This window comes from Mycobacterium sp. 1245111.1 (assembly GCF_001673405.1).
Lineage (GTDB): Bacteria > Actinomycetota > Actinomycetes > Mycobacteriales > Mycobacteriaceae > Mycobacterium.
Genome location: NZ_LZLV01000022.1, coordinates 1 through 26,117 on the forward strand (window position 1 = coordinate 1; position 26,117 = coordinate 26,117).

Annotated in this window: 16 protein-coding genes, 1 tRNA gene and 3 pseudogenes; 9 read left to right on the plus strand and 11 right to left on the minus strand. The window is 63.8% G+C overall.

Annotated features, from left to right (window positions below; genetic code table 11):
* A pseudogene (locus A5658_RS29245) lies at positions 1-158 on the plus strand (helix-turn-helix transcriptional regulator); the annotation flags it as partial.
* Here A5658_RS29245 and A5658_RS04525 read toward each other — a convergent pair.
* The 3 genes and pseudogenes from A5658_RS04525 to A5658_RS04530 all read right to left on the minus strand — a co-directional run.
* Positions 150-2,831: pseudogene (locus A5658_RS04525) on the minus strand (AAA family ATPase); the annotation flags it as partial. The pseudogenes A5658_RS29245 and A5658_RS04525 overlap by 9 nt on opposite strands.
* Before the next feature lie 112 nt (positions 2,832-2,943).
* Positions 2,944-3,082, minus strand: a pseudogene (locus tag A5658_RS27345) (nitroreductase family protein); the annotation flags it as partial.
* Between the two features lie 32 nt (positions 3,083-3,114).
* The gene (locus A5658_RS04530; protein ID WP_067331650.1) at positions 3,115-3,873 is read right to left on the minus strand and encodes an SDR family oxidoreductase; all 759 of its coding nucleotides are present in this window, start codon (positions 3,871-3,873) and stop codon (positions 3,115-3,117) included.
* A 150-nt stretch (positions 3,874-4,023) separates the two neighbouring features.
* Here A5658_RS04530 and A5658_RS04535 point away from each other — a divergent pair.
* A tRNA-Ile gene (locus tag A5658_RS04535) sits at positions 4,024-4,097 on the plus strand.
* Between the two features lie 16 nt (positions 4,098-4,113).
* Here the strand turns inward: A5658_RS04535 and A5658_RS04540 are convergent.
* The 3 genes from A5658_RS04540 to A5658_RS04550 form a co-directional block, all read right to left on the minus strand.
* On the minus strand, positions 4,114-4,422 hold the full coding sequence (locus A5658_RS04540) for a hypothetical protein (protein ID WP_067331652.1): 309 nt from the start codon (positions 4,420-4,422) through the stop codon (positions 4,114-4,116).
* A 235-nt stretch (positions 4,423-4,657) separates the two neighbouring features.
* Positions 4,658-5,782, minus strand: a complete 1,125-nt coding sequence (locus tag A5658_RS04545) for a 1,4-beta-xylanase (protein ID WP_067331653.1) — start codon at positions 5,780-5,782, stop codon at positions 4,658-4,660.
* Positions 5,783-5,880: 98 nt separating this feature from the next.
* Complete coding sequence (locus A5658_RS04550; RefSeq protein WP_369830481.1) at positions 5,881-6,282, minus strand: DUF6319 family protein; 402 nt, start codon at positions 6,280-6,282, stop codon at positions 5,881-5,883.
* Positions 6,283-6,611: 329 nt separating this feature from the next.
* Between A5658_RS04550 and A5658_RS04555 the strand changes: the two genes are divergently transcribed.
* The 5 genes from A5658_RS04555 to A5658_RS27910 all read left to right on the plus strand — a co-directional run bounded on the left by A5658_RS04555 (position 6,612) and on the right by A5658_RS27910 (position 9,777).
* Positions 6,612-7,535 carry an NmrA family NAD(P)-binding protein gene (locus A5658_RS04555; protein WP_067331658.1) on the plus strand — a complete coding sequence of 308 codons (924 nt, stop codon included), beginning with the start codon at positions 6,612-6,614 and terminating at the stop codon, positions 7,533-7,535.
* A gap of 10 nt (positions 7,536-7,545) precedes the next feature.
* A complete protein-coding gene (locus A5658_RS04560; protein WP_156751258.1) occupies positions 7,546-7,851 on the plus strand; it encodes a hypothetical protein in 306 nt (101 codons plus the stop codon).
* A gap of 131 nt (positions 7,852-7,982) precedes the next feature.
* A complete protein-coding gene (locus tag A5658_RS04565; RefSeq protein ID WP_067331710.1) occupies positions 7,983-8,948 on the plus strand; it encodes a sigma-70 family RNA polymerase sigma factor in 966 nt (321 codons plus the stop codon).
* Between the two features lie 15 nt (positions 8,949-8,963).
* Positions 8,964-9,452, plus strand: a complete 489-nt coding sequence (locus A5658_RS04570) for a DUF6632 domain-containing protein (protein WP_067331662.1) — start codon at positions 8,964-8,966, stop codon at positions 9,450-9,452.
* Between the two features lie 139 nt (positions 9,453-9,591).
* The gene (locus A5658_RS27910) at positions 9,592-9,777 is read left to right on the plus strand and encodes a hypothetical protein (RefSeq protein WP_156751259.1); all 186 of its coding nucleotides are present in this window, start codon (positions 9,592-9,594) and stop codon (positions 9,775-9,777) included.
* On the opposite strand, the gene A5658_RS04575 is transcribed toward A5658_RS27910, so the two are convergent.
* The gene (locus tag A5658_RS04575) at positions 9,774-10,718 is read right to left on the minus strand and encodes a PHB depolymerase family esterase (RefSeq protein WP_067331664.1); all 945 of its coding nucleotides are present in this window, start codon (positions 10,716-10,718) and stop codon (positions 9,774-9,776) included. The two genes, A5658_RS27910 and A5658_RS04575, sit on opposite strands and share 4 nt — an antisense overlap.
* Positions 10,719-10,794: 76 nt before the next feature.
* Between A5658_RS04575 and A5658_RS04580 the strand changes: the two genes are divergently transcribed.
* Positions 10,795-11,238: a MarR family winged helix-turn-helix transcriptional regulator gene (locus A5658_RS04580; RefSeq protein ID WP_067331714.1), complete on the plus strand. Its 444-nt coding sequence runs from the start codon at positions 10,795-10,797 to the stop codon at positions 11,236-11,238.
* Here the strand turns inward: A5658_RS04580 and A5658_RS04585 are convergent.
* The 3 genes from A5658_RS04585 to A5658_RS04595 all read right to left on the minus strand — a co-directional run bounded on the left by A5658_RS04585 (position 11,235) and on the right by A5658_RS04595 (position 24,026).
* A complete protein-coding gene (locus A5658_RS04585; RefSeq protein WP_067331712.1) occupies positions 11,235-12,158 on the minus strand; it encodes an NADP-dependent oxidoreductase in 924 nt (307 codons plus the stop codon). The two genes, A5658_RS04580 and A5658_RS04585, sit on opposite strands and share 4 nt — an antisense overlap.
* Positions 12,136-23,709 (minus strand): BTAD domain-containing putative transcriptional regulator, encoded by an 11,574-nt coding sequence (locus tag A5658_RS04590; protein ID WP_082992945.1) that lies wholly within the window; start codon positions 23,707-23,709, stop codon positions 12,136-12,138. The genes A5658_RS04585 and A5658_RS04590 overlap by 23 nt, the downstream gene beginning before the upstream one ends.
* 107 nt (positions 23,710-23,816) lie before the next feature.
* Positions 23,817-24,026: an excalibur calcium-binding domain-containing protein gene (locus A5658_RS04595; RefSeq protein WP_067331668.1), complete on the minus strand. Its 210-nt coding sequence runs from the start codon at positions 24,024-24,026 to the stop codon at positions 23,817-23,819.
* Between the two features lie 400 nt (positions 24,027-24,426).
* On the opposite strand from A5658_RS04595, the gene A5658_RS04600 reads away from it, so the two are divergent.
* Complete coding sequence (locus A5658_RS04600) at positions 24,427-25,275, plus strand: PE-PPE domain-containing protein (RefSeq protein ID WP_067331671.1); 849 nt, start codon at positions 24,427-24,429, stop codon at positions 25,273-25,275.
* Positions 25,276-25,413: 138 nt separating this feature from the next.
* Here the strand turns inward: A5658_RS04600 and A5658_RS04605 are convergent, their stop codons facing one another.
* A complete protein-coding gene (locus A5658_RS04605; RefSeq protein WP_197503046.1) occupies positions 25,414-26,052 on the minus strand; it encodes a TetR/AcrR family transcriptional regulator in 639 nt (212 codons plus the stop codon).
* Positions 26,053-26,117: the final 65 nt, after the last annotated feature.

The window sequence follows — 26,117 nt, forward strand, 5'->3', positions numbered from 1 at the left end:
CGCTGACGGCACAGGAGGGGCAGATCGCTCGGCTGGCCGCGGAAGGACTGACCAACCAGGAGATCGGGGCGCAGCTGTTCATCAGCACGCACACCGTGGAATGGCACCTCAGGAAGGTCTTCGTCAAGCTCGGCATCACGTCGCGTCGCCAGCTGCGCCCCGATCTCCTGGTTGGTCAGTCCTTCCGCGGCCAGCCGAGCGATCTGCCCCTCCTGTGCCGTCAGCGCATCACCGGAGCTGACCGGTTGCTTGCGCACCTTCTCGCCGATAGTCGCCAGTTCTCGCCGCGCCCGCTCCGCGAACGCGTTCGCACCGATGCGGGTGAACACCTCGTGCGCCTCAGTGAGGTGCCGGCGCGCATCGAGGCGCCGGTTGAGCCGTCGTAGCCATTCCCCGTAGCGCAGATGAGCGCGTGCCAAATGCACGACGACGTTGGTGCGTTCCAAGCGCTCGATGGCATCGGTAAATAGGCCTTCAGCGCTGTCATCATCGGCCACTAGGGCTTTGGAGCTTGCCAAAATGCCGAGGCCCCAGTCGGTTCCACTGGCGCCGGCGCGTTCTTCGAGCTGAGCTATGGCCGCCGCGGCCGCAGTGTGTTCGCCCGTGTGTACTGCAGCTTCGATCAGTTCGATGAGACACCAGCCGTAGAAGCCGAGATCCTCGTGTTCACATGCCGTGCGGGCGGCGGCGAATGCCTCTTCGTAACGGCTAAGTCCGTTGTAAAGTAGCGCGGCGACAAACCCGGCCAGGCCGAGCAGCCGCCCCTCGCCTCTGGCGTTTCCTTCCGCGGTCGCCGACTCAATCAGCCTGAGCGCGTCGGCCGAATTCCCGCGCCAGGCAGCCAAATACACCGCATCGTAGGTGGGCGGCGCGGAGCCTGTGGCCGCATTGATCGACGTCGACTCCTCCATTATCGTTGCGGCCATGGCGAATTCGCCTGCCATCACGTGAGCCCGCGCCTGATACGCGAGCGCTCGCGGAATGATGGCCAGCGCGCCGGCGTCACGAGCGTGCCGGACGATGTCGGTGGCGAGTTGACGGTAGATCGCATCGTCCCAGATCTCAGCAGCCAGGGTTTCCTGCACGATCGGGAAGGCCAGCGACATCCCGCGCAACACCTGGCTATTCGTCTCGGCGCAGATCAGTTCGAGCGTCGACCGCAGCCCTGTGTACCCGTCGCCTGCAACGCCTGCGATTCGGTGTGCCATCCCGCTCAACAACAAGTCCATCGGCTGATGCAGCTCGGATTCCGGACCGATGGCCGCGCGGACGGCCTCGGCCGCCTTCGAGAGCGCGCCGGGTTCACCGAGCCGACCCGCATACATGGTTGCGGCCAGTGCCTCGAAGTAGGCCTCCCGGGACAGATCACGGTCGTGCGCCTCCAAATGCATTGCAGCGTCAAGCATTTGGGACGCAGGCTGACGTAGTGGCGGTGCGCTCGGGTCGCCTCCGCGGTTGCGGGCGAAGTCGAGCTGGGCGCGCAACCGAGCGACTCGAGCGCGCTGAGGGTCGGACAGCGTGCCCATCTCGGCAATGGCGAGTAGGTCGTAGGCGGCGTCGGGTGCGGCCGCATCGCCCTTGGCCTGTGCGGCCGCGATCGCCCGGGAGACGCGTCGAGCCGGGTCGACCGTTAAAGCGGTCGCGCGCTCCAAGAATGCGGCTGCCGCCGCGATGCCGCCCCTGACCTGGGCACGTACGGCCGAGGTTTCCAGTTCCGCGGCTACCGCGTCGTCGGGTCCCACGGCGGCGTTGGCCGCGTGCCATGCGCGACGGTCGGGGTCGGCGTCTGGATCCGTCGCCTCGGCCAATGCCCGATGAATGTCCCTGCGATCGGCCAGATCTGCAGCGCGGTAGGCGGCCGAACGAATCAGCGGGTGATGAAAACGCATCCGCGGACCAAACTCGATCACTCCGGCGGCTTCGGCCGGGGCCAGCGCGTCGACCGGGATGCCCAGATGGCCCGCTGCGCGCAAGAACAACGCCGCGTCGCCGACCGGCTCGGCAGCGGCAACAAGCAACAGGCGTTGAGTATCGGCGGGCAGCGACTTGATGCGCTGAACGAAGCGTTCTTCCAGCTGGCCCGCCGACCGGCCCGCCTCCAGATTTCCGAAGCCCCCGGCGAGCTCCACCGCAGAGTGGTTGCGCGGCACCTCGAGCAGTGCCAGCGGTATGCCGCGCGTCTCAGCCACAATGCGGTCTCGCACTCGCTGGTCGATCCGCCCGGGGACGACGGAGGTCAACAGCTCGCGGGCCTCGGCGTCGGAAAGCCCGCGGATCGGGAGTTCCGGTAGTCCCGCTAAGGCCTCGGCGCCGCACTCGCGTGCGGCGAAGACCATCGCGACTGGCTCGGCCAACAGGCGCCGCGCGACGAACGAAAGTGTCTGCACCGAAACCTGATCCAGCCATTGCGCGTCATCGACGACGCAGAGCAGGGGCTGCTCGTTGCTCGCGGCTGCCACCAGGCTCAGTACGGCGAGCCCGACCAGGAAGCGGTCGGGTGTGGGTCCGGCACCGCGGCCAAAGGCGACGTTCAACGCTTCGCGTTGCGGCGGCGGCAGGTCGTCGAATCGGTCCATCAGCGGTGCGCACAGCTGCTGCAGGCCGGCGAATGCCAGCTCCATGTCGGACTGCACGCCCGCGACCTGAATGCAGCGGAACCCGGTCGCCAGCTCCACCGCGTATTCCAACAGGGCGGTTTTACCGATACCCGCTTCACCGCGAAGAACCACAACCTGGTGGCTGCCCTCTCGGACGGTCGAAACCAGCCCGCGCAGCGTCTTGCATTCGGCAGCGCGACCGCGCAGACGTTCGCCCCCGCCTTGGCTCGACATGTGCACCACCGCGTCTGGTTCGGATAGACCGTGACGGCCGGTCCGGACCTGATGCTAATGAGCTGTCATCGGGAGGTCTAACCCTGGATGAAAGTGACGGTCTCCTCGAGCGGTGCCAGGGCTGATGCTTGGAGCCCCACGGGCGCCCATGCGGCAACCTCCAGCACCCGCTCAAGCACCTCTTTCGGGACGGGTTGGTCGGTGAAGCCGCGTACCGCTCGTCGGCTCGTCACCGACTCGTAGACGTCCATCGATGAATGCACTTGCCGCCGAACGGCTTCGGTTACGACTTTGCGGCGGATTCGAGAATCCAGTCCTCGAGTTTGGTGTCGGATAGATTCGCACCGTCGTCGGGAACGAGTGTGCGTTCCTCGATGGCGACACCCCAGTACTTCGCGGCGGGATCGGAGACGACGTCGCGAGGGTCGCCGTGGGCGGTCAACACTGTCCGGATGAGGTCGGGCAGTGGGTACGCCTTGGGTCCGCCCACCTCGATGATGCCGTTCACCGGGTCACCCAGTGCGGCGTTCGCCATGGCTTTGGAGACGTCGACGGCCGCCATGGGCTGGCAGAGCGCCGGTGGCAGGGTGACCGTGTTGCCCTCGGTCGCGGAGTCGGCGATGACGTTGAGGAACTCGAAGAACTGGGTCGCATGCACGATCGTGTAGGGAATCGAGCCTGCGCTGATGAGGTCCTCCTGCGCCTGTTTGGCCAGGAAGTAACCACTCTGCCGGGCGAGAAAATCGGTGCCCACGACCGACAGCGCAACATGGTGACCGACGCCGGCTTCGGTCTCGGCGGCCAGCAGGTTCGTGGTCGACTTGGTGAAGAATTCCATCGACGGGCCGTCGTCGAACGACGGCGAGTTCGACAGGTCGGCGACCACCGATGCGCCGGCGAGCACATCGGCTAAGCCCTCGCCGGTCACGGCGTTCACTCCGGTCGAGGGAGCCGCGGCGACGGCTTCATGACCTTGTTCAGTCAAGATCTGCACCGCTTTTGACCCGATCAGGCCAGTTCCTCCGATGACGACGATTTTCATGACGTGCCTTTCTTTGGGCGATGGGCTCCTGCCCACGAGAACGGATGGTTGGCCGCGGACTCATCCCGAAGGCTGAAACTTTCACGCGCGGTGTCACGGGCACGGCGGTGCGGGCGCTAGGGTTTCTAGGTCGTGCAGAGCACGGACGAAGGGGCGGTAGCTCAGTTGGTTAGAGCCGCGGACTCATAATCCGTTGGTCGCGGGTTCGAGCCCCGCCCGCCCTACTCAAGTGGCCAGCTCTTAGGCCGGGAAATTGTCGCAGCTACCGTCGCCGAACCCGGGAATTCCGTTGTACTCGCACTCATCGCGACTCCCGTCCGGGTAAACGCAGGTGATATGCCCGTGCACGATGCCCAACGTCTGGGGGAACGCCCCACCAGATTCGCTGCATCGGGCCGAGGCGTCGCTGACACAGGCGTAGTACACCCGCAGGTTGCCGGCCATCTGCTCGGAGCATTGTCCCGCCGCGTGGGCAGAAGCACCGGGCATCAGTGCGACAGCCGCGGTCGCGGCCAACCCCGCCACGACGGCGGCTGTCCTCTTCCTCATGCCTGGAGATGATTCGCTGTGAACATCCCGGCCGGCGAGATTTGAGCGACATTTCAAATGACATTCTTTTGTTAGAAACCCAAGGGGGTACCGATGCGGCGGTCCGTAGCGTCCAACCCGCTCGTTCGGCGACAGCGACACTCAGAAGATCTGGGACTTTCGCCGGCCTCGTTCACAACCAATATCCATTGCAACGCTACGGCCCGTAGTGGATCACCCGCTGAAGCCGGTGGAGCTAGACCTTGGTCAACTTGCTGATCGTTTGAATTTCGGTCTCCCGGTAAGGTCGGCCATCGGGTTGCAGCAGATCTGCAAACCAGGGCTTCGGTTCCGACGTGTAGGGGTGATCCCAGGAGTCCCACGGAATGTAGGTCTGCGTCTTTCCGGCAACCAGCCCCCAATTGATCGCACTCACGTTGTGCCGCTTCGCAATTGGCAGGATCCCGTCGACGGTGCTGCCCCGGGACCGAGCCAGGTACTCGGTGCAGAGGATCGGGCGTCCCAACGGGGAGAGTTCGGCGATCCGGGCCTCGAAGGCGGCTGGTTTGTCGTAGCAGTGAAACGTGATCACGTCGGAGTTGTCCAATTGGATGTCAACGATCTCGCTGCGCGCCAGGGGATCTCCCCACACGCCGTCCCACACGCCGCTGGTCAACGGTTGACTCGGTTCAACCGAACGTGCCCAGTCGAACGCCAGCTGCAGCAGGTCGGCGACACGCTCCAGCTTGTCTTTCCTCTCGACCTTGCGATACTCGCGGGCGGGGTTGTCGGGTTCATTCCAGATGTCCCATCCCAAAACGCGTTCATCCGTGCGGAATTGGGTCACCACGCCCATGACGTATTCGAGCAGAGTGTGACGGTAGTCGAGGTCATCGAGGTGTTCAGCGCCCGGGCTTTGCACCCAACCGGAGTTGTGGACTCCAGGCTTCGGTGCGCGCTGCCGGCCCAGGTTGGGGAACGGGTCCCAGCATGAGTCGAACAACACGAAGAGTGGTTTGATCCGGTGGCGGGCCGCGATGCCGACAAACTGCGCGAGACGCCTTTGAAATCCTCGATGGTCTTGGGCCCAGAGCTGATCGTGCAGGAAGACCCGCACGGTGTTGAACCCGTGTGACTGGGCCCAGCCGAGTTCGGTATCGATGCGGCGTGGGTCGAAGGTGTCGGCCTGAAACATCTCGAGCTGGTTGATGGCGTTCGAGGTGATGTAGTTGACGCCGACGCGCCAGCCCTGCGCCCGATACCAGCGATTGGCCCGATCGGGCGACCATGGGGTTTGCTCTGCGGCGGCGCGGGGGACCGGGGTCAGCGTAGCGCCCGCCGCCAGCAGTACCGGGAGTGTTAGGGCCGTTCGACGTCTCACGCAGTGACGATAGTTGTCCTAACGAGATAGGAGGTCGAAAACTTCGCAACCGGCATGACTGCGGACAGCAAGCCAATCTTCCTGTTAGACGCCTGAGCTCAGTCCAGGTCTGCGAGGGCCTTACGGGCGGCGTCTAATTCGGCTTCCAGGGCGGCGACCCGGGCGGCCTGCTGGGAGCGCGCCTCTTCGATGACTTCGTCGATCGGGTTGGACAGGTCTTCATGCAGTTCTTTTGCGGCCCGCGACACCGCGGCGGCCGCGACGGCGAGGTTGCGCGCCAGGTAGCTGGTGCCCTGTTTGAGCTCCGCGCGCCATTCGCCGTCGGCGGTGCCGGTCACGGTCAGAGTCAGCTCGAGGGTCTTGGTCTTCTTGCCCGCTGCCTTCTTGGCCGGGGCTTTCCGCGGCTTCTCGCCCGCTGTTGCTTTCGCGTCCGATCCCTCGGGGGCCGGCTGATTAGCAGGTGCGTTGCGCTCGGCGGAAGAATCCCACGCGTCGGGAATGTCGGTTTCGGCGTGTGAGGCTTCCGATGCCAAGGTGTTTACAGTCATCATTATGGCGTTCTCCTCCTGAAGATCGGCCGCGGTGAATGTGCTGACGGGCAGACCCTATTAGAACATATGTTCGATGACAGGGCCAACTTAGCGTCCGGATAGGGAATCCGCTCAGCGTGAAAGCGGTTGCGCCACAGTATATCTGGGCGGCATCCGCGCCGCGCTGATGCCAGCTCCTGTGAATTTCTTCCGGACCTGAGGGCCGGGAGCCGATGAGTTTGACCACCGCATCGCCTCTGTATAGCTGCACGGATTTATTTGGCTGACAAGGAGAAGCGATGACGCAGACGGGATCCACGCGTTTCCTGATCGTGGGCGCGGCGGGCAGTCACGGGGCCACCGGCAACCACGCGGCACGGCAGTTACTGGCGCGGGGCCTGGAAGTCCGGGCGTTCGTCCGCCAGGTTGACCATCGGGCGGAACAACTCAAAGAACTGGGCACCGAACTCGTCGTCGGCGATCTGCAGGAGTTTCGCGACGTGCGTGCGGCGCTAGAAGGAGTGCAGCGAGCCTACTTCACCTACCCGGTTGCCGATGGCCTCCTCAAGGCGACGACGATCTTCGCCGCTGCGGGAAAGCAGACCGGTTTGCAGTCCATCGTGAACATGTCCCAAATTACGGCGCGGTCGGATCATGCGAGTCCGGCCGCTCGCCAACATTGGTTGTCTGAGCGCGTTCTCGACTGGTCCGGCATCGGCGTCACGCATCTGCGCCCTCCGTTCTTCCTGGAAAATCTGTTCAACGTCGCCGCGCCAACCGTTGGCGCCGACAGCAAGCTCTATCTCCCGTACGGCCAAGGACGGCATGCCCCCGTCGCGGGCGAAGACATCGCCCGGGTCGTCGTCGGTATCTTGACCGATCCTGCTGCACACCAAGGAAAGACGTACGTGCCCACCGGGCCCGCGTCATTGTCGATGACGGACCAGGCGAGCATTTTCAGTCAGGTACTAGGCCGCCCGGTGGAGTATGTGGATATCCCCGTCGAGGACTGGCGGCACGCTCTGTCTCACATCGACGTGATGTCTCCGTATCTGATCGAGCATCTGTCGCGGGTGGCCGTGAGCCATCAAGACGGCGAATTCGATGCGGTGACCGACGTCGTCGAAACGATTGGGGGACAACCGCCTCAGTCGCTCGAGGCGTTCATTCGCCAAAACCAAACGGTGTTCACAGGGCTGCAAGAGGCTCAACGACGTGGCTAGTGAGCTATCGATGCACAGAGCTGCGTTGGTGCAGTACCAGACGGTCGCCGACTCCGCCGAGCAGAACCGCACCTTGATTCAGGACGTGGTCATCGAGCTGGGACTGCGCGATCCGGGTGGACTGGATTACCAGGTGTTCCAACTCGAGAACGGTGTCGGTTTCGTGCACATCGCCGTTTTCGACGGCACCAGCGAGCCGTTCGCGGATTGTGATGCCTACCAGATGTTCCACCGCGACCTTCAGCAGCGGCTGGCGGGACCGCCGACGATTAGCCGTGCCGTGCTGGTCGGCTCCTATTTCGCGACCAAGCGATGAGTTCGGGTGCGCCGGCTCCTCTATATCAGGTGAAAGGACGGGACATCAGATGACGATTTCGCACATCGCAACGCGACAGGATGACATCGACGAGTGGCCGAGGCATGGCATGTACGGGACGTCAGAGCATCATGCGCACAAGCACTGACGATCGCCAGGATTTTGGGCGGCTGGCTGAGCCGTTCCGGCGTGAGCTGATCGCGTACGGCTACCGCATGCTCGGCTCGCTCGACGACGCCGAAGAGATCGTGCAGGACGTGTACTTGGAGGCGTGGCGAGCGTATGACCGTTTCGAGGGACGCTCGTCGCTGCGAACGTGGTTGTATCGCATCGCAACTCGCGCTTTCATCAAAGGTGTCGAGCGTCGCAACCGTCGCCCGCTGCCGTCTGATCTCAGCGGGCCGGCAGTCGACGCTTCGGCGCCGATCCGAAGCGCTGCGGAGGTCGCGTGGCTGCAGCCTGTCCCCGATTCGGTGCTGACCGGGACCGTCGGGGATCCCGCCGAAATCATGGCCCGGCGACACACGATTCGGCTGGCATTCATCGCGGCGCTGCAGGGGCTTGCGCCGCGCCAACGGGCGGTGTTGATTTCGCGTGATGTGCTGGGCATGAGCGCAGCCGAAGTCGGTGCGCTGCTGGATGTCAGTGTGGCAGCGGTGAATAGCGCCCTCCAGCGGGCGCGCTCCCGACTGCCGGCCGAGCACGACGCGATCGTCGAACCGTCGGAGGCCCGGCAACGTGAGCTGCTCGACCGCTATGTTGCGGCATTCGAGAACGCAGACGTCTCCGCGTTGATGGCGGTGCTCAGCGAGGACGGCTCATTTGAGATGCCGCCATTCCTCACCTGGTTTCGCGGCAGGGATGCCATCGGCCGCTTCTTGGCCGGCCGGATGCGGGAGTTGGGAACCATGTCGGTTATTCGAACGTCGGCAAACGGACAGCCCGCGATCGCTCTCTACGCCGGTCGTCATCGAGGGGAGCGCCAGCTGCACTCGCTGCACGTACTAACCATTGCGGCGCAAGGGATCTCGCGGGTGGTGGCATTTCAGGACATCACCGCAGTCCGGCACTTCGATCTGCCGGCCAGTAGCCGCTAACAAAGGAGAACGACGATGAGCGCAACCCCAACCCCCAACCGGGAAACGTTCCGAGGCCGCAGCGCGTTTCAGGTCTTCCTGCGCGTCTACGGCGTGCTGACCCTGGCCATCTTTGTGTCGCTGTTCGTCGGGTTCCTTGCGCAGTCGCCACTGCTGGCCGAACACGGCGGAGTGTTGAACTGGACGATCTGGAACGACGTGCGCTGCGGCGCCGAGCATCTACATGTGCCGCCGATGCTGCTGCTGATCTACATCGTGTGGGGCGTCTTTCTGCTGCTTGCCGCTAGAGACCCGCACGGCTACGAGTCATTTCTGAGTTTCACCATGTGGGCCAATCTTGCGCACGGGCTACTAATGGCAGTGCAAGCGTCAACAGAAATGCATCACTACTGGAGCAAGTTTCTCACCGACATACCGTTCGTGTGGATACTCGCGTTGGGCATATACCTGTGGCGCCGTTCGGACAAACCGCACCTAGACAGCGGTTTGCTCAGCCCTCACTAAATGGGTTTGCCGCGCGCCGTCGTATCGCTGCGATTCGCCGGAGCGGCGAAATATTCAGCCAGTTCACAGCTGATCAAGGGGCAGAGCCTGAGGTTCCGGTTTAGCGTTAAGCAACCGTTTCAGCATCAGGAGGCTCACCGTGAGCAGCTACCTAGTGACTATCGAGTTCGATGACGGTGCGCGTGCGATTACGGAGTATTCGTCACCGGCCGAGGTGCGAACCAAGCTGGCCGAGGTTGTCCGCGACTTGACGGACGAAAACGGCATCGAGCACTTCCGAAGTGTGACTGTCACGCAGAGCATTGCGGTCAAACGAGCTGCCTAGCGGTGCTTCGAAGCGAAGAACTGCCAGATGGTGTCGGTGGCGTTGATCGCGGTCGACGGGGGTGGGATGTTGCCGAGTCGCTGGGCGATCGGGCTCGGGTCGCCGCCGGGCCACTGGTGGCCCGCTCCCTGTACTGAAATCAGCTCGACGGTGCGTCCGTCGGCACACTCAGCGGTCTGAGTCGTCACGTCGCCGCCCGTCGTCCAATTGGGTGGTCCGCATCCATCGATCCCACGCCACGTGGCGTTGACCGACTCCACCGAAGGACCGTCAACGCGCGCCTTACCGTCGGCCCCGAATGCCTTGCCCGGTCCGCCGTTGTAGGGGACTCGCTCATCGGCTGTGCCGTGGATCTGGAGTACCGACGTCGGCCGCGCTCCCGAACAGTCGGTGAGCAAGGTGCCGGCCACTGGGGCGATTGCCGCGAATGTATCTGTCTGACAACCTAACCGAAGCGCCATCATGGCTCCGTTCGACATCCCAGTGGCATAGACGCGCGCCCGATCGATCGGCATCGCCTGCTCGATGGCGCCGACCATGGCGGTGATGAACGCTACGTCGTCGGTGTTGGAGTGCTGCGGCTCGCCGCAGCAGCTTCCGGCGTTCCATGCTCGCATCAGCCCGTCGGGGTAAGCCACCAGGAAATGTCCGGCATCAGCTTCGCTGTCCCAATGGTAGGACCGTTCGGCCTGCGCGCCGTTCCCGAAGCCGCCGTGCATCATCACCACCAGCGGTGCGCCGTCGTTCAGCCCTGCCGGGCGGTATAGGTGAAAGGTTCGGCTGACCCCGCCGACGTCGATCGTGTGCGTCGACTGCCCCTCGCGAATCGGTTGTGCGCCCGGCGTTCCGAGCGCATCACCGCCGCCGAGGCAGCCACCGAGTGCGATGACCAACACTGCGAGGAGGCCCACGACAACTGACCGAAAGTATCGAGATCGCATGCGGCCATCGTGGCAGCGATATCGATTTTTGACAAGTAGCTTGTCAATATTGGGTCGGGTGGCACACTATTTGGTCATGGGATCTGGTGCAGACGCCAAGTTCGAGCCCACGGTGCCGGCCTTGCTGAATCTGGTCGCCGCGTCGGGGGTGCCCGGCTTACGGGCGGCGTTCGCTGACGCCGGGCTCGACGGGATCCGGCCCGCGCAAGCGGTCGCACTGGTGCCGTTGGTGGCCGGGGGCTTGCACGCATCGGATCTAGCCGACCGGCTCAGGGTCAGCCGGCAGGCCGTTGCCCAGGCGGTGGCCGCGTTGGAGCGGCACGACTATGTCGTTCGCGGTCCGCATCCCTCGGATGCCCGGGCGCGGATCATCGAGCTCACGCCGCGGGGCCGCGAAGCATTGCGCGTGATGCGTTCCAATGCCCTCGATGTCGAGAAACGTTGGCGGAAAACCCTGGGGGAGAAGCGGTTTAGAGATTTTCGTGAGGCATTGGTGGAGTTGCTCTCCTCGGGGGCCTAGTCAGCGTCGGTGATCGCGACGATGGGCTTGCCGCGTTTGCGAATCGTGGGGTCGAATGCCGAGGGCGCCTCGGCCAGTGAACATATCCTTCCGACGATCGGGTGTAGCCGGCCATCGCGCAGCCTGCGTTCCAGTGCGACTAGGCCCGCTCGGTCCGGTTCGACGACGAAGAAGACCGCTCGCCCGTCCTCTGGTTGAACTTCCGGTGGTTCGGCGATCGTGACCAGCACGCCGCCGGGCCGCACTAATTGTGCTGAGCGGCTGAGGGTTTCACCGCCAAGCACGTCGAACACCACGTCGACGTGACCGACTTCCTCGAGCCGATCCCGTTGCAGATCCAGGAACGCGTCGGCGCCGAGACCCAGCACGGTGTCTTTGTGTTCGGTACGGCCGCTACCGATCACGCGGGCGTCGGCTTCGCGAGCAAGTTGCACCGCTATGGAACCAACGGCGCCGGCGGCGCCATGAATCAGAACGCTCTGCCCGGCGACAAGCTGCGCGTGGGTGAACAACCCCTGCCACGCGGTTAGTCCAGAGATGGGCAACGCGGCAGCCACGGTGTGGTCGATGTTCGCCGATAGCGGTGCAAGGTTGCGCGCCTCCACCGCGACGTATTCCGCGAGGGTGCCGTTGCGGGCCCAGTCCGTGATCCCGAAAACCCGCTGACCGACCGTTAACCCGGTTGTCCCGTAACCTAAATCGACGACGACACCAGATGCCTCGTGACCTGGGACCGTGGGGGTTCGATCGCGTCCTGAACGGTCGGTCCATGTCGTCGGCCAGTCGAGTTCGCCCGGAGTGAATCCGGCGGCACGGACTTCGACGATGACGTCGTTTTCCGCGGCGTGCGGGTAGGGCAGCTCGGCCAACGAAAGCCCACGGACACCTGCCTCGCGGTCACGCGCGACGATTGCTTGCACCGCGGTCATCACCTCTGTCGCAGTCGTTTCCGGTTCGACTGAGCTCGTCGAAGCGGGCGAGCGCTGCGTCGAGGTCTGTTTCGTCGAACATTTCGAGGCGGTTGATCCGGTTGCCTTCGACGGTGAAGATGTTCGTCATCCGCCACTCGCCGTCGAAACCGTCGTGTGAGGTACCGCTCGCCACGAGGGTAGCGACTGCTCCACGATCACTCAGCCGATGCACGGCCTCGATATAGATGGAATAGTCGCCATCGTTTATCGCCGTATGGACGTATGCCATCAGGTCACCAGACCCAACCGTGGCAACCGACCGATGGTCGATGTCGATAAAGTCTTCAGTTGTGGCAAAAAGTTCGCGCCGGTTGGTCGCTGCACACACCTGCATCATGACCGACCACATGTCCGGGTGGGCGGCCGCTTCGCCGGCGATGTAGCGAGCGTCGAGTTCTGCCATGGCGGAATCGAAGTCTTCGAGGCTGAACACGACGCGCGCCACAATTCGTCCGTCGGTGTCGATCTCGTTGAGCCCGAGCACCTCGGCGGCAAATGCCTCGGACCGCTCGTCGCCGATGTAGAAGCGTTCACGACCCAGGACAAGGCGCTCCCCACGGGTCGCGACGACCGTTGTCGTGTTCGTCGAGAGCCCGAGCGCGGCTGTCGCTCGCATGCTTTCGAGCGTGGCATCTCGACCGAGTCGCACCCCCGCGTTTACCACTCGACGACGATCGTCGTTGAAAATGTCGTCGCCCACCATCTGCGTTACGGCGTCCCAGTCGCGTGCGGCGAAGGACCTTCGGAAGCGTTCGTACACTTGGCTTGCCGCGTTTTCCAATCGCGGTGTCTGCGGGTGCAGTTCGTCGAAGCGAGCGATCGCCTCGTCTAGGTCTGTTTCATCGAAGACTTCGGCGCGGCTGAGTAGGTCACCCTCGACCGTCTGTACTTCGACCACCCGCCACTCAGCTTCAACGCCATCGTGCGAGGTGCCGTGGTGCACTTGCGTGTAGACGGCCCCGAGGTCGTCTAGCCGATGAACTGCCTCGACGTAAACGCGGTAGGCCGAATGGATCTCAAAGATTGCGCGAACTGATGCGGCCAGATCAGCACCCTCGACCGCGACGAGCGGGCGATGATCGACGTAACCCGGATTCGGAGTCATGGCGGGAAGTTCAAGCCGGTTGACCGCTGCTTGGATTTCTGCGATGACCGACCAGGTATGCGCGTGGGCCGCCGCTTCGCCGGCGATGTAGCGAGAGTCGAGCTCGGCGAATGCCGCATCGATGTCTTCGGGATCGAAGCTCACGCTGTAGCCGAGAAAGCCGTCGGTGTCGACCTCGACGATTTGCATCATCTCGACGGTGATTGGTCGCTCGTCGTAATCGGTGTCGCGGTAACAGACGTGCATGAGCGCCAGGCGAGACCCCCTCACGGCAATCGGCTCGGACGTCATCTGCACGCTGCGCGGGACCGCCTCAAACACTGCGAGCACGGCGTTCCGCTGTGCTGTCAGACCCTGGAATTCATCACGCAGGCCGCGTCGTCGGTCTTCATAGCGTACGTTCGAATTGCTAAGGGCCAGATATTCTTCCAAATCGCGGCGGTTGCCGGCCTCAGCCAAGCGTGCCCAAGTCCGCGTCGCAGCGTTGTCGAGCGGTGTCGACTGAGTGAGCTCGTCGAATCTTGCGAGCGCGGCATCGAGGTCGGCCTCGTCGAAGAATTCTCCGCGGCTGACCATGTCCCCCTTGAACGTCATGAGGTGGAGGTATCGCCACTCGCCGTCGAATCCGTCTAACGACGCGCCCCGGCCGACGGCGGTGATGAGCGATCCGACGTCGGTCACCCGATGTACAGCTTCGATGCAGACTTCGACATTCGGGGTGACATTCCATGCAGCCTGGATGTAGGGGATCATTTCGCCAGGTGCAAAGCCTATCCCGCGGCGGTGGTCGATGTTGACCCAGTCTGACGTCAGTGGCGATATCTCGCGCCGGTTGTATGCCGCATACGCCTCTTCGGTGAGTGACCAGGTATGCGCGTGGGCGGCCGCTTCGCCGGCGATGTAGCGAGAGTCGAGTTCGGCCATGGCAGCGCCGAAGTCGTCGAGATCAAACTGGATCGTCGCCGCGAACCGGTTGTCGGCATCGAGCTCGACGACGTTGAGCATCTCGACGCTGAACGCCTCTGGGCGTTGGTCGCCGCCCGATCCGCGGGTACGAATGAGCGCAAGGCGTTCCCCCCGGGTCGCGACGACGACTGACTCGAGGTTCTTGACCCCGACATTAACGATGGCCCGCAAATTCGCAATCTGGGCATCCCGGCCGCGTTGGATACCGTTGCCCACTAGCCGACGACGATCGTCACTGTAAAGGTCGTCGGCGAGCAAGTCCGCAATGGCGTCCATGTCGCGAGCCGCAAGGTAGGTGTTGGAGCGGTCGTACAGCCGGCTTGCCGCGTTTTGGAGCCGTGGCGTCTGCGGGTGCAGCTCGTCAAAGCGGGCGAGCGCTTTGTCGACGTCGGCTTCATCGAAGACTTCGGCGCGGCTGATAAGGTCGCCTTCGACTGTGGCCATTTCAATGATCCGCAATTCGGTTTCCACGCCCTCGTGCGTGGTCGCGTTCACCACCTGGGTGACGACGGCCCCGAGTTCATCCAGCCGGTTCACTGCTTCGATGTAGACGCTGAAGGCCGAAGTGAGGTCGAACATGGCGCGAAGCGATGCGGCGAGATCAACACCCTCGATCGACACGAGCGGTCGATGATCGATGTACACCGAATCAGTAGTCGTCGCGGGAATTTCGCGCCGATTGACCGCGGCGTGGGCACGTGTAACCACCGACCACGTCTGTGCGTAAGGTGCCGCTTCATCCGCGAGGTACCGAGCGTCGAGTTCGGCGATGGCTGCATCGAAGTCCTCGGCGTCGAACCCTACGCGGGCCACTATCCGATTTTCTGCGTTGATCTCGACGACGCTTAATGCGCGGGTACCACCCCAGCCGTCAGAGACGAGATAACTACCGAGCGCTAGCCGATCCCCACGGACCGCAACAACCGTTGGGGTCATGCTCGCGACCCCGACGTCGGCGATCGCTTTGAGGGCTGCGATTTCACGCTGGCGACCCCGACTGACGCCGGAGTTGACGGTGTGGCGCCGATCATCCATGGCAAAGTCGTCAGCAATAAATTCCGCGATGGCGTCCCAGTCACGCGCGGCGAAAGAGTTCATGAAGCGTTGCTCCACTTGGCTTGCCGCGTTAGTCGGACCAACGGCTTTCGGTGGGTGCAGTTCGTTGAAGCGTGCTAGCGCCGCGTCGAAATCTTCCTCATCGAACAGTTCGACACCACTCATCTGATCACCGGCCGACGTCAACACGACCAGCTCGCGCCACTCGGCACGGAAGCCTTCGGGCGTCGTCCCGCGGACCACCTGGGTGACGACAGCTCCAGCGGCGCTCAGCCGGTGCACGGTATCGACGTACATCGACGCATCGGGCATGAGGTCCCATGAGGCGCCGAGCCACACAGCAAGGTGGCCGGGCGCAAAGCCTCGGGCTCGTCGGTGATCGACGTTGCGCGCGTTCGATGTCAACGGCGGCATCTCGTGCCGGTTGAGTGCAGCGTAGCCGCGCGAAAGTGTTGACCACACAGTCGAATACGGCGCCGCTTCGCCGGCAAGGTACCGGGCGTCGAGTTCAGTGATTGCGGCGTCGACGTCGTCAGCGTCGAACGCAACGCGTGCCACAATCCGCTCGTCGGCGTCTATCTCTACGACCGCAATGAACTCCATGCGGAATGCTCTGTCTTGGTACTGGATACAAGTACGACAGAGCTCAAGGCGCTCACCGCGGGTCGCAATGACGCTCAATGAAATGCTCGAAAGTCCCACCTCGGCGGCGCTGCGCATGTCCGCGACAGCGGCCTCTCGACCATATTGAATGCCGGAGTTCACGACCCGACGGCGATCGTCGATTGCAACGTCGTCGGCGAAGAAATCGCTTACCGCGTCCCAGTCACGGGCCACAACGCGCGCCTTGAGGAGCTCGTGTACTCGGCTCGCCGCGTTTTCGAGCTGCCGCGCTTGCGGTTGTAGTTCGTCAAAGCGAGCGAGCGCGGCGTCGAGGTCTTCTTCATCGAAAATCTCGTAGCGACTGACTTTGTCACCGTCGACGATGAAGAAGCTAGTTATGCGCCATTCGGCGTCAAACCCGTCCTGCGTCGTTTCCTTCGCCACATGGGTGGTGACTGCACCCAACTTTGTCAGCCGATGAACGGTCTCGACGTAAATGCCGGCATGCGTCGCATCTTGAGGCTGGGCACCCAGGTATGCCATAAAGTCGCCAGACCCGATCGCGGCGAGCCGACGATGGTCGACATCGGTGAAGTCGGCGCTCGGCGTTGGGAGTTCGCCGCGATTGAGGGCCGAGTACACCTCCGCGATCGCCGACCAGGTCCGCGCGTACGGCGCCGCTTCGCCGGCACTATAGCGCTCATCGAGCTCCGCTATGGCGGCGTCGAAGTCTTCGAGGTCGAACACGACCGCCGCCGAAATCCGCCCGCCAGAGTCGATCTCAGCGAGGTTATAGGCATCGTTCTGAACCACATCGGGATCGTTCCCCGAGGCGCGGACACGGACGAGGGCGAGACGAGAGCCCCGGGTCGCTGTGACGTCCACCATTGTCAGTTCAAAGCCGACGTCAGCCATCACCCGCATATCTGCAAGTGCGGCATCCCGACCGTGTCGGATTCCGGCGTTCACCACCCGCCGGCGGTCTTCGATTCGAAAGTTGTCCGCCGCGATCTCACCCAAGGCGTCCCAGTCGCGGGCCGCGAACCAAGCGTAGATGTGCTCCCACACTTGGCTTGCGGCGTTTTCCAAGCGCCGCGGCGCAGGTCGGCTGAGCTGATCGAACCTCGCGAGGGCGGCATCGAGGTCTGCTTCGTCGAATACCTCCAATCGATTGATCCGATGGTCGTCGAACATCAGAACGTCGATCTCGCGCCATTCGGCTTCGAAGCCGTGTTGCGAGGTGCCGTTAACCGCCCGGCTGACGATTGCTCCCGTGTCGCTCAGTCGGTGCACGGCCTCGATGTAAATGGTGCCAGGTATGGACACCAGTGCGTCCCGGACGTATGCGGCCAGATGACCCGCCTCGACCGACGCGAGTCGTCGTTGGTCGAGGTTGATCCAGTCCGGCGTCGTGGGGGGCAGCTTTTGTTGGTTGAGTGTGGTGTAGGCCTTCGCAACGTCTGACCACGTACTCGCGTAGGGGGCCGCTTCGCCGGCGAGGTAGCGGGCGTCGAGTTCCTCGAGAGCGGCGTCGAGGTCGTCAGGCTCGAATATGAGGGCGGCTGTGATCCGTTCGTCGGCGTCGATCTCGAAGAGGTTGAGGCCAACCATTTGAACCGCACCGGGGTCGGGGCCGGCGGCAGTCGCACGAATGAGGGCGAGCCGCCCACCGCGAGTCGCGATGACCCCCAACGTCGTTAACGTGAAGCCGAGGTCGGCGAACGTCCGCAGATCTTCGATCCCGGCATCTCGACCGCGGTAGGTCCCGGCGTTCACCACCCGCCGGCGATCTTCGAAAGAATAATCCTCGGCAAAGCCCTGCGCCATGGCGTCCCAATCGCGCGCTGCGAACCACGCATAGATGCGCGCAGCCGTTTGGCTTGCCGCGTTGTCCAGTCGCCGCGTTGTGGGACAACACACTTCGTCGAATCGCGCGAGCGCGGAATCGAGATCCGTGTCGTCAAAGACCTCCATGCGACTACACCTGCTGCCTTCGATTCCTGTCAGGGAAACGCCCCGCCATTCGGCGTCGAAGCCCTCATGCGAGCTTCCGTAACCCGCCCATGTGTAGACCGCGCCGAGGTCATTCACCCGGTGCACAGCCTCGATGTAGAGATTGAGGTTCTGTCCGATTTCCCAGCCGGCACGGAGGTAATCGATGAATTCACCGGGTGCAAAAGCGGCCGCTCGGCGGTGATCGATACTGACCATATCTGGTGTCGGCGGGGCGATTTCACGTCGATTGTGCGCGACTACCAGGCTGCTGACTACCGACCACGTATGCGAATAGGCGGCTGCCTCGCCGGCGGCGTAACGCGCATCGAGTTCGGCGATGGCGGAGTCGAAGTCCTCGGCGTCGAACACCACGACCGAGTCGATCCGCTCATCGGCGTTGATCTCCAGCACGATGAGCGCGTCGGTGAGAAAGGCTCCGGCTCCTTCGTCGCGACCGGAGAAGGTGGTTCGCGCGAGGGCAAGGCTCTTCCCGCGGGTCGCTATGACCGTCCGGGTTATGTTCGTTGACCAGAGCTCGGCGATTGCCCGTGTGTTGGCCATGTAGGCGTCTCGGCCTTCCAAGACACCCGAGCTCACTAGACATCGGCGATCGTCAGTGCACATATCGTCGGCCACGAGCTCGGTTACGGCGTCCCAATCGCCCGCCGCGAGGTGGGCCCGGAAGCTGTCGGCCACTTGGCTTGCCGCATTTTCCAGCCGTGGCGTCGGCCGATTGAGTTCGTCAAACCGGCGAAGAGCCTTGTCGAGATCCGCCTCGTCGAAGAATTCGCAGCGATTGAGCATGTCCCCGTCGACCGTTGTGACGTCGACCCCTTGCCACTCGGCGACGAAGCCCTGATCCGAAACACCTTGCGCGGCATAGCTGCACACCGCTCCGAGATCGGTCAGCCGGTGCACCGCCGCGACGTAAGGCCGGATGTGTTCGCCGAGGTCAAACACGGCGTGGATATAGGTCGTTAGGTCCATCGACCCGAACGCTGCTGATCGGCGGTGGTCGACAAACATTGCGTTTGGGCTGAGCGCCGGAACCTCCTGCCGACGAAGCGCGGCGAAGGACTCCGCGACCATCGACCAGGTGTGCGCGTGCGCGGCCGCCTCGCCGGCGAGGTAGCGGCAGTCGAGTTCCGCGATGGCAGAGTCGAAGTCGTCGAGGTCGAACACCGCGATCGATATGATGCGCTCATCGGCATCTATCTCGACGATATTCAGGGCATCCTCTTGTATTGCATCTGTATCGCGGCCCGAGCCTCGCACGCGGGTTAGCGCGAGACGCTCGCCGCGGAGTGCTGTGACACCCACCATCTGCAACGTGAAACCGATGTCGCCAGACACTCGCAGGCTTTCGATGACTAGATCGCGGCCGTGTTGGTTTCCGCCATTCACGACTCGGCGGTGATCGATGCCGGAAAACCCTTCGGCCACAAGCTCGGCCACGCTACCCCATTCGCGGGCTGCGGAACACGACCAGAACCGCGTGAAGATGCGCGTAGCCGCGTTCTCGAGCCTTCGTTCCTGACGGTGTGCCTCCTCGAACTTGGCATGGACGCTATCGAGCTCTGCCATTGCAGCGTCCATGTTGTCGAGGTCGAACCATACTGTTAGCAAGATTCGACCGTCCGAGTCGATACCGTCTAGGGAGAGAAACTCGTCGCGCGGCGCTCCAGGGCTCTCGTCGGTGCTGCCTACCACCAATCGAGCGAGAGACAGGCGTTCGCCCCGCACCGCGATAACGACTCGGTTGAATCGCATGGCGCCCGCCTCGACAGCGCGCCTGATTTGGGGTACCCAGTCGGCGGCCGGGATCTGCGTGAATCCGACGATTTTCCGGCGACTCTCGGTGATGCCGTCGGATGCATAAAGCTCCTCGACCACGTCCCAGGCGCCACTATGAATAGCGGCTATCAGGCGTTGGCACGTGCGCACGCATGCATTCTCGGACTCGGCGGCGGGCGGTTCGTCGGAAGCCGGGACAACGGCCTGGGCCTGCGCGCCGAGAACACCGCGAGCCCTCTCGGCAAGCCCCACAGCGCCTTTGCGCTCGTACAAGTCGGCTGCCTGTTCTGCAGCGGCGCGTGCCCGCACTGCATCGCCGGCAGCGCCCAACACGATTGCCAGCGACAAACACGCATCACCGTGATCCACCAAGGCGTCGGTACGCTCGGCGAGCTCGACCGCGGCCTCGGCGACCAGCCGAGCCTCGTCGTGGTTTTCACTACGCGACAGCAGGTGTGCCCGAAGCACACGCCAGGCGATCGACGGCTTCAGCGCGTTCCCCGCGAGTCGCTGACTCTCCGAACATAATTCGTCTGCCTCGCCAACTCGGTCTAGGACTAGGCATGCCCGGCCCAGCAGCGCGGCGGTCTCGGCGGTGTCGGCGTCGAGACGCATCCGGCGGAAACCGTTGTAGGCCTTGCGTAGATGCGGTTCGGCCGCGCCCGGATCGTCGGCGATCAACTCGACGATGCCGGCGAACTGCTCGACTTCCATGAGGGCATGGCGCAGACCGAGTTCGGTGACGGTACGGCGAGCCGAGTCGATCATCCGCCGGGCCGCGGCGGCCCTACCGCGGAAGGCTTCCAACACCGCCTGGCATCGCGTCGACGTCGCCTCGACCGCAGGCGAATCCGTCGTGATCCTCAGCAGCCGAACCACGTCGAGGCATCTGCCGCCGGCCCGCGGAACGGGATTGGGGCCCCACAGCGCGGCGAGCGGTGCACCCGCGAGCACGGCGTTGACGCGGCGATGTTCCCGTGCCCGCCGCGCGGCGGTCAGAGCTTCGTCCAGTGCGATTTCGCAGTCACCGATCCGCCCGAGCCTCGCGAGGCAACCGGCTCGCACGGTGTGCGCCGTGGCTTCCCCCGCGGCATCATCTAAACCGGCCAGCTCTTCCGCGGCCGCGCCCAACTCGGATTCGACCTCGTCCAATCGCTCGGGGTGGATCAGCATCGACAGCTGACCGTCGAAACATGTCGCCCATGCGGCCAGACGAGCTGAATCGACTGTCGCGGTTCGTAATTGCGAGACTGCGTCGGGCGCTGATGTCACATCACCCGCGGCGAGCAGAGCCTCGCAACGGGCCACAAGCAGCTCGGCGGTCTGATCCTCGCGATCGGGCAGCTCGTCGTCGAGTTCCTCCATAGCATGCAGAGCGCGGTCGTAGAGCTCGGCGGCACCCTCGTAGGCGAGTCGCGCCATCGCCTGGTCTGCGGCGCGCCGGCAATACTCAACAGCCTTGGCCGCGTTACCCGCCCACGCGCACTCGAAATAGTGGTGAGCCAACTCACCAAGTAGTTCGTCGTCCTCGGCTCCGGACTGCGCCTCCAGCGTCGTCGCGATGCGCTGGTGCAACCGCATGCGACGGACAGAGGCCAGCTCGGCAAGCAGTGACTGCCGGACGATCGCGTGGTTGAACCGGTATCGGCCACCGGGTTCTTCGATGATGATGCCGGCCTTGCACGCCTCGTCAAACGCGTCAACCAGATCGTCTTCGACAACTTGCTCCACGAAGTCGACCGCGAATCGGCTGCCAACGACCGCGGCAGCGGCGAGGGCCTTGTTGGTTTCCGCCGGCAGCCGAGACAACCGGCGGCTCACCGCTTCTCGTACGCCCTGCGGCAGCGTGCTCTGATCCCAGGTGCCGCCGCTTTCCTCTACGTGACGCAAAGCCTCGATGAGGAAGAACGGATTACCACCCGTTACCGAGGCCAATGCATTGGCGAGATCCTCGTCGTCGTAGCCGGATTCGGCGACGTACGCCGTCACGTCTCGCCCGTCGAGCCCGCTGAGGTTGATGCGTTCGGCGGTACCGTCGCGGTGCAGGTCGGCGAGCATCGCAGCCAGTGGATGGGAACGGTCCAAATCGGTGCTGCGGTACGTCCCGACGACCTGCACCCGGGCGTGATCACCGAACCGCAGCAGATGCCGCAACAACAACAGCGTGGGCTTGGCCGCCCAGTGCAGGTCGTCGAGGATCAGCACGACGGGCGCACTCACGGAAGCGGCTTCAAACACCGCGACGACGGCGTCGAAAAGTGCGTAACGTTCGGTGTCTGGGTCCGCGCGAGTCGGCGCCGCGAGGTCAGGGAGCACCTCGGTCAGCGCGGGAACCAGCGAGAGTAGCGCTTCGACACCGCGCAACGCGCGCAGCCGTTTGGCGCCGATGCACGGCACCAGCGAACGCAGTGCCTCTGCGAACGGCTGATACGGCGCACCGAGATCCTCATCGCAGCGGCCGTAGAGCACGACCGCGCCTTGCTCATAGGCCTGCTGCGACCATTCGCCGGCCAAGCGTGTCTTGCCCACCCCGGGTTCACCGGCGATCAGCACTGCGCGGGTGCCGCCCGCGAGCGCGGACTGCCAACCGGATAGCAGCCGCTCCAACTCCGCGACACGTCCGACGAAAGGTCCCGGGCCGGTCAACACCGCTGGCAGAGCTGGTCTTTCAAAGCCGCCAGCATCAGCTTCCGTCGGCGGGGCAGCCTCGGTGACGTCCAGCCTAAGCTCAAAGACATGCTCTGGGCGCGCAAGGTTTTTGAGGTTCCGCATCCCCAGGTCGGCGAGTACGACGTCCTCGGGCAATGAGTCGATGACGAGTTCGGCGGTTGCGCCCGAACACAGGATCTGGGCACCCTCTGCCAGCGACCGCAGACGGGCGGCACGGTTGACCGCCCGACCGAAGTAGTCGCCGTCGCGAAGCTCGGCTTCGCCGGTATGCAACGCCATGCGAACACGCAGAGGCATGCGTAATGCCCATGGTTCATGCAGGATTGCATCTTGAAGCTCCAGGGCGGCTGCGGCCGCGCCCGACGGCCGGTCGAACACCGAAAACGTGGCGTCGCCTTCACCGCGTGTCTTGATCAACCGTCCACCACGCGATGTCACCACTTGTTCGACAAGCTCGTCGTGGCGCGCGAGCGCGACCGCCATCGCATCGGAATCGGCTTCCCAGGCGGCGGTCGATCCCTCGATGTCGGTGAGCAGGAAGGTAACCGCGCGCGTTACCGCCGAAACGTGTTGCAGTACAGGGGTATCCAACGCGGCATCTTGCGCGACAATCGCGGCTTCGAGGCGCCGCAGCTCTGTCCCAGGGTCGACGCCAAGTTCGTCGGCAAGCAGCGACCGTGCCCGCCGGAAAGCGGCAAGGGCCTCGCCTTGTCGTCCGGCCCGGTAAAGGGCGAGCATCAGCTGGCCCCAACGTCTCTCGCGCAGCGGGGCGTCGGCTACCGCGGCCTCGAGTTCGCCGATGATTTCCGCGGCCCGACCCGTGGCAAGCAACGCATCGGCCCGATCTTCGACCAGCGCGGCGTGGCTTTCGATCCAGCGAGTCTTTTCAGAGATTCCCCGTCGGTTGTCGGGGAGCTCCGGGGTTCCGCGCCAGAGGCTGAGCGCTTCCTCGAAGCGGGCCACGGCCTCTGCGGTGTCACCGGCGGACGCGGCATCGCGGCCCATTCTGGTGACTTGTTTGAAGCGGGATGCATCGGTCTCGGGCGGGTTGAGGATCCAGCCGGTTCCCTCGGTGAGGACGTAGCCGTCACCGAGCACGCGGCGCAACGAGGAAATGTGGGTTTGAAGGGCCTTGGCGGCGGTGCGCGGCGGCTCGTCACCCCAGAGCAGTTCGAGCAACATGTCGGCCGACACCACAGAACCGGCGTGTAGGCCGAGCATGATGAGGACCGCACGAGGTTTCGCGCCCGGTATCAAAACCGGTGCGCCGCCTCTCCGGACCTGAAGCGGCCCCAAAACCCGCAGCTCCACCGCTTGAAGCGTACTCACGCATTAATCGTCGGGGACGAAATTCAACGCACGGTCAAGGTCGGGTAAAGGCGCCCCGAGGCGGACGCTTCTCAAGCCCGGCGAGCAAACTACCGACCTTTGTAGGGCTCGCAGGCGTAGCCGTCGCCGTCGCGGTCCAATGCGGACCGGTATGCCGGGTCGTCCGACGGGATGTTGTATCGGCCGTCGGCGTGCGCTTCTGTGCAGTTGCGGTACGGCGGGTCGGCCAGTGCGGCCGGCGCGCCGAAAAGTCCGGCGGCGACGATGAGGGGCGCGACGGCAAATACGGTGCGCGGCATGAGGACTCCTATCGTTGATCGGGATGACGTCCGGCGGAGTCTAGGTACGCGAACGACGCGCGCGGCGCCGTAATGGGTGGAACCCATGTCGGATTCACACGGCCAAAACCAGGGAGCCGCATCCACCGATCGGCCGATCTTTCTAACTTAACGGCGGTATTCAGGGCAAATTTGTCGCTGCGGCCTTGGCGATGAATTACCGTGCCCTTGACCTCGATGCCGAGGTCGGGAGATCGCTGCTGCACGGCAAATCAATGCGACGCGTGTCTACCCGGATCGCCAACGCAGCGCTTTATCGGCAAGGCACTGCGCGACCGCGAAACGAGCGTCCCGCGCACGAGGGGACACACATAAGTTCATACGGCGCGATCTTGCGTCCGCCCGCCCGGAGAACAACTTCATGCCCAGAATCGCCGTCAGCACCCTTCTTGCGGCCCCGTCAATCCTCGCAACGTCAATCTTTCTCACTCCAACCCACACCGTTCGGCACCTCGACTACAAATTGGTTGACGAAGCGCTGGTCATCATCCCGGTCGACAATCCCGCGTATGCGGATGCCGCCGCGGATCTGTACCTCAAAGCGGCGGGTATGAACGTCGATTCCGACTACGCCAACGTCGGTACGTTGAACATGCCGGAGGTTGTGCAGGGCGTCGGGCTGAACGGAGCCGTCGACGACGGCGTCAAACAACTCGTTAGCGCAATCGAGGATAAGTACGACGCAAGCGAACTCAGCGCCGACAATCCGCTGTACATCTTCGGATACTCGCAAAGTTCCGTCGTTGCCGGTATGGCTGAGCAGCAGCTCTACAACTACGGAATTCCCTCAGAAGATCTGCACTTCGTCCTGGTGGGCGACAGCGCGTCCGCCGAAGGCGGATTTCTGAACACCTTCCTCGATTCGTTCCCGACATCCTGGCAGCCGTACATCATCGACTGGTTCAAAGCTTTTGGCGCCGACGAGGTGTTGGGGCAGACGACCCCGACGGGTCTTTACGCCACAGACGTGTATTCGCTTTCCGGTGATGGCTGGTCGATCTATGACAATGGCATGAACAACGCCGGGCTGTTCGCTGACCATCTCGAATATCTCGGTCTGACGTCGCAGGAAATCGCTAGTGCGGGTGCGCCCGTCATCGACGGTGTGGGTCCCTTTGCGACCGAGTACTTCACCATCCAGGACTCCATGGTCAACAGCCTCGAAGCGCTTTGGACTCAACTCCAGATCGCCGACAGCATCCTTTTCTAGACGGCCCTGTCGATAGGCTGCCTCGCGAGGTGACACTGACGTCACCCGTTCGAGGAGTACGAGCTCGCGGTGTGGCAGCGCATCCTCGAGGGCACAAGGACTTCGCGGCGGTCGACACCGAGCAGCAGCCCGACTGGGTCACTTAGTTCGCGACTGCTCCAAATAGGTTGCCAGCGCATTGGTTAACCCCTGGCGCGCCTCGTCGAGGTCGGCATACGAGCCGAGTTGACGTTCGGACACCAGGCCACGCATCGCGCCGGGAATCAGGGCCGCCACCTCGCGGACGCGCTGCGGGTCGACTCCCAGACCCGCGAATGCGCTTTGGCAGGTTTCCTGCCAGCTCTTACCCCACGAGAACAGCTCGGCTGCGGTACGCGGAAAGAGCCGTTCCAACTCGTCGGGCTCACGGGGGAGGGTCGCTCGCAGATTTTCGATCGCCCGCGAATCTTGCGACGCCAGACCGTGATACAGGGTGTCGATGATTGCAGCGACCCGATCGCGCAGGGGAGCGTCGGGTTCGGCGCTGGTGAACGACGATATCGTCGCGTCGCGTCGCTCGGCGGTGCGATGCAACACCGCGGCCCAGAACCCGTCGACATCGCCGAACTGATATTGCACCGCGCCCCACGTGGCGCCGCTTTCCTTCGCGATGCGGCTGGCCGACACGGCGCCCGGATCGCCAGTGGCCAGCGAGCGCACCGCCGCGTCCAGCATCGCCTCGCGGGTGGCCAGCCCGCGTTTGTTGCTGCGTCGCTGCTGCACGTCCGCCGATGCCATGTCCCGGATCGTAGCCCTGTCTGGTGCTGTTTCGACGACTCGCAACTCGGGCACCCGAGCGCCTG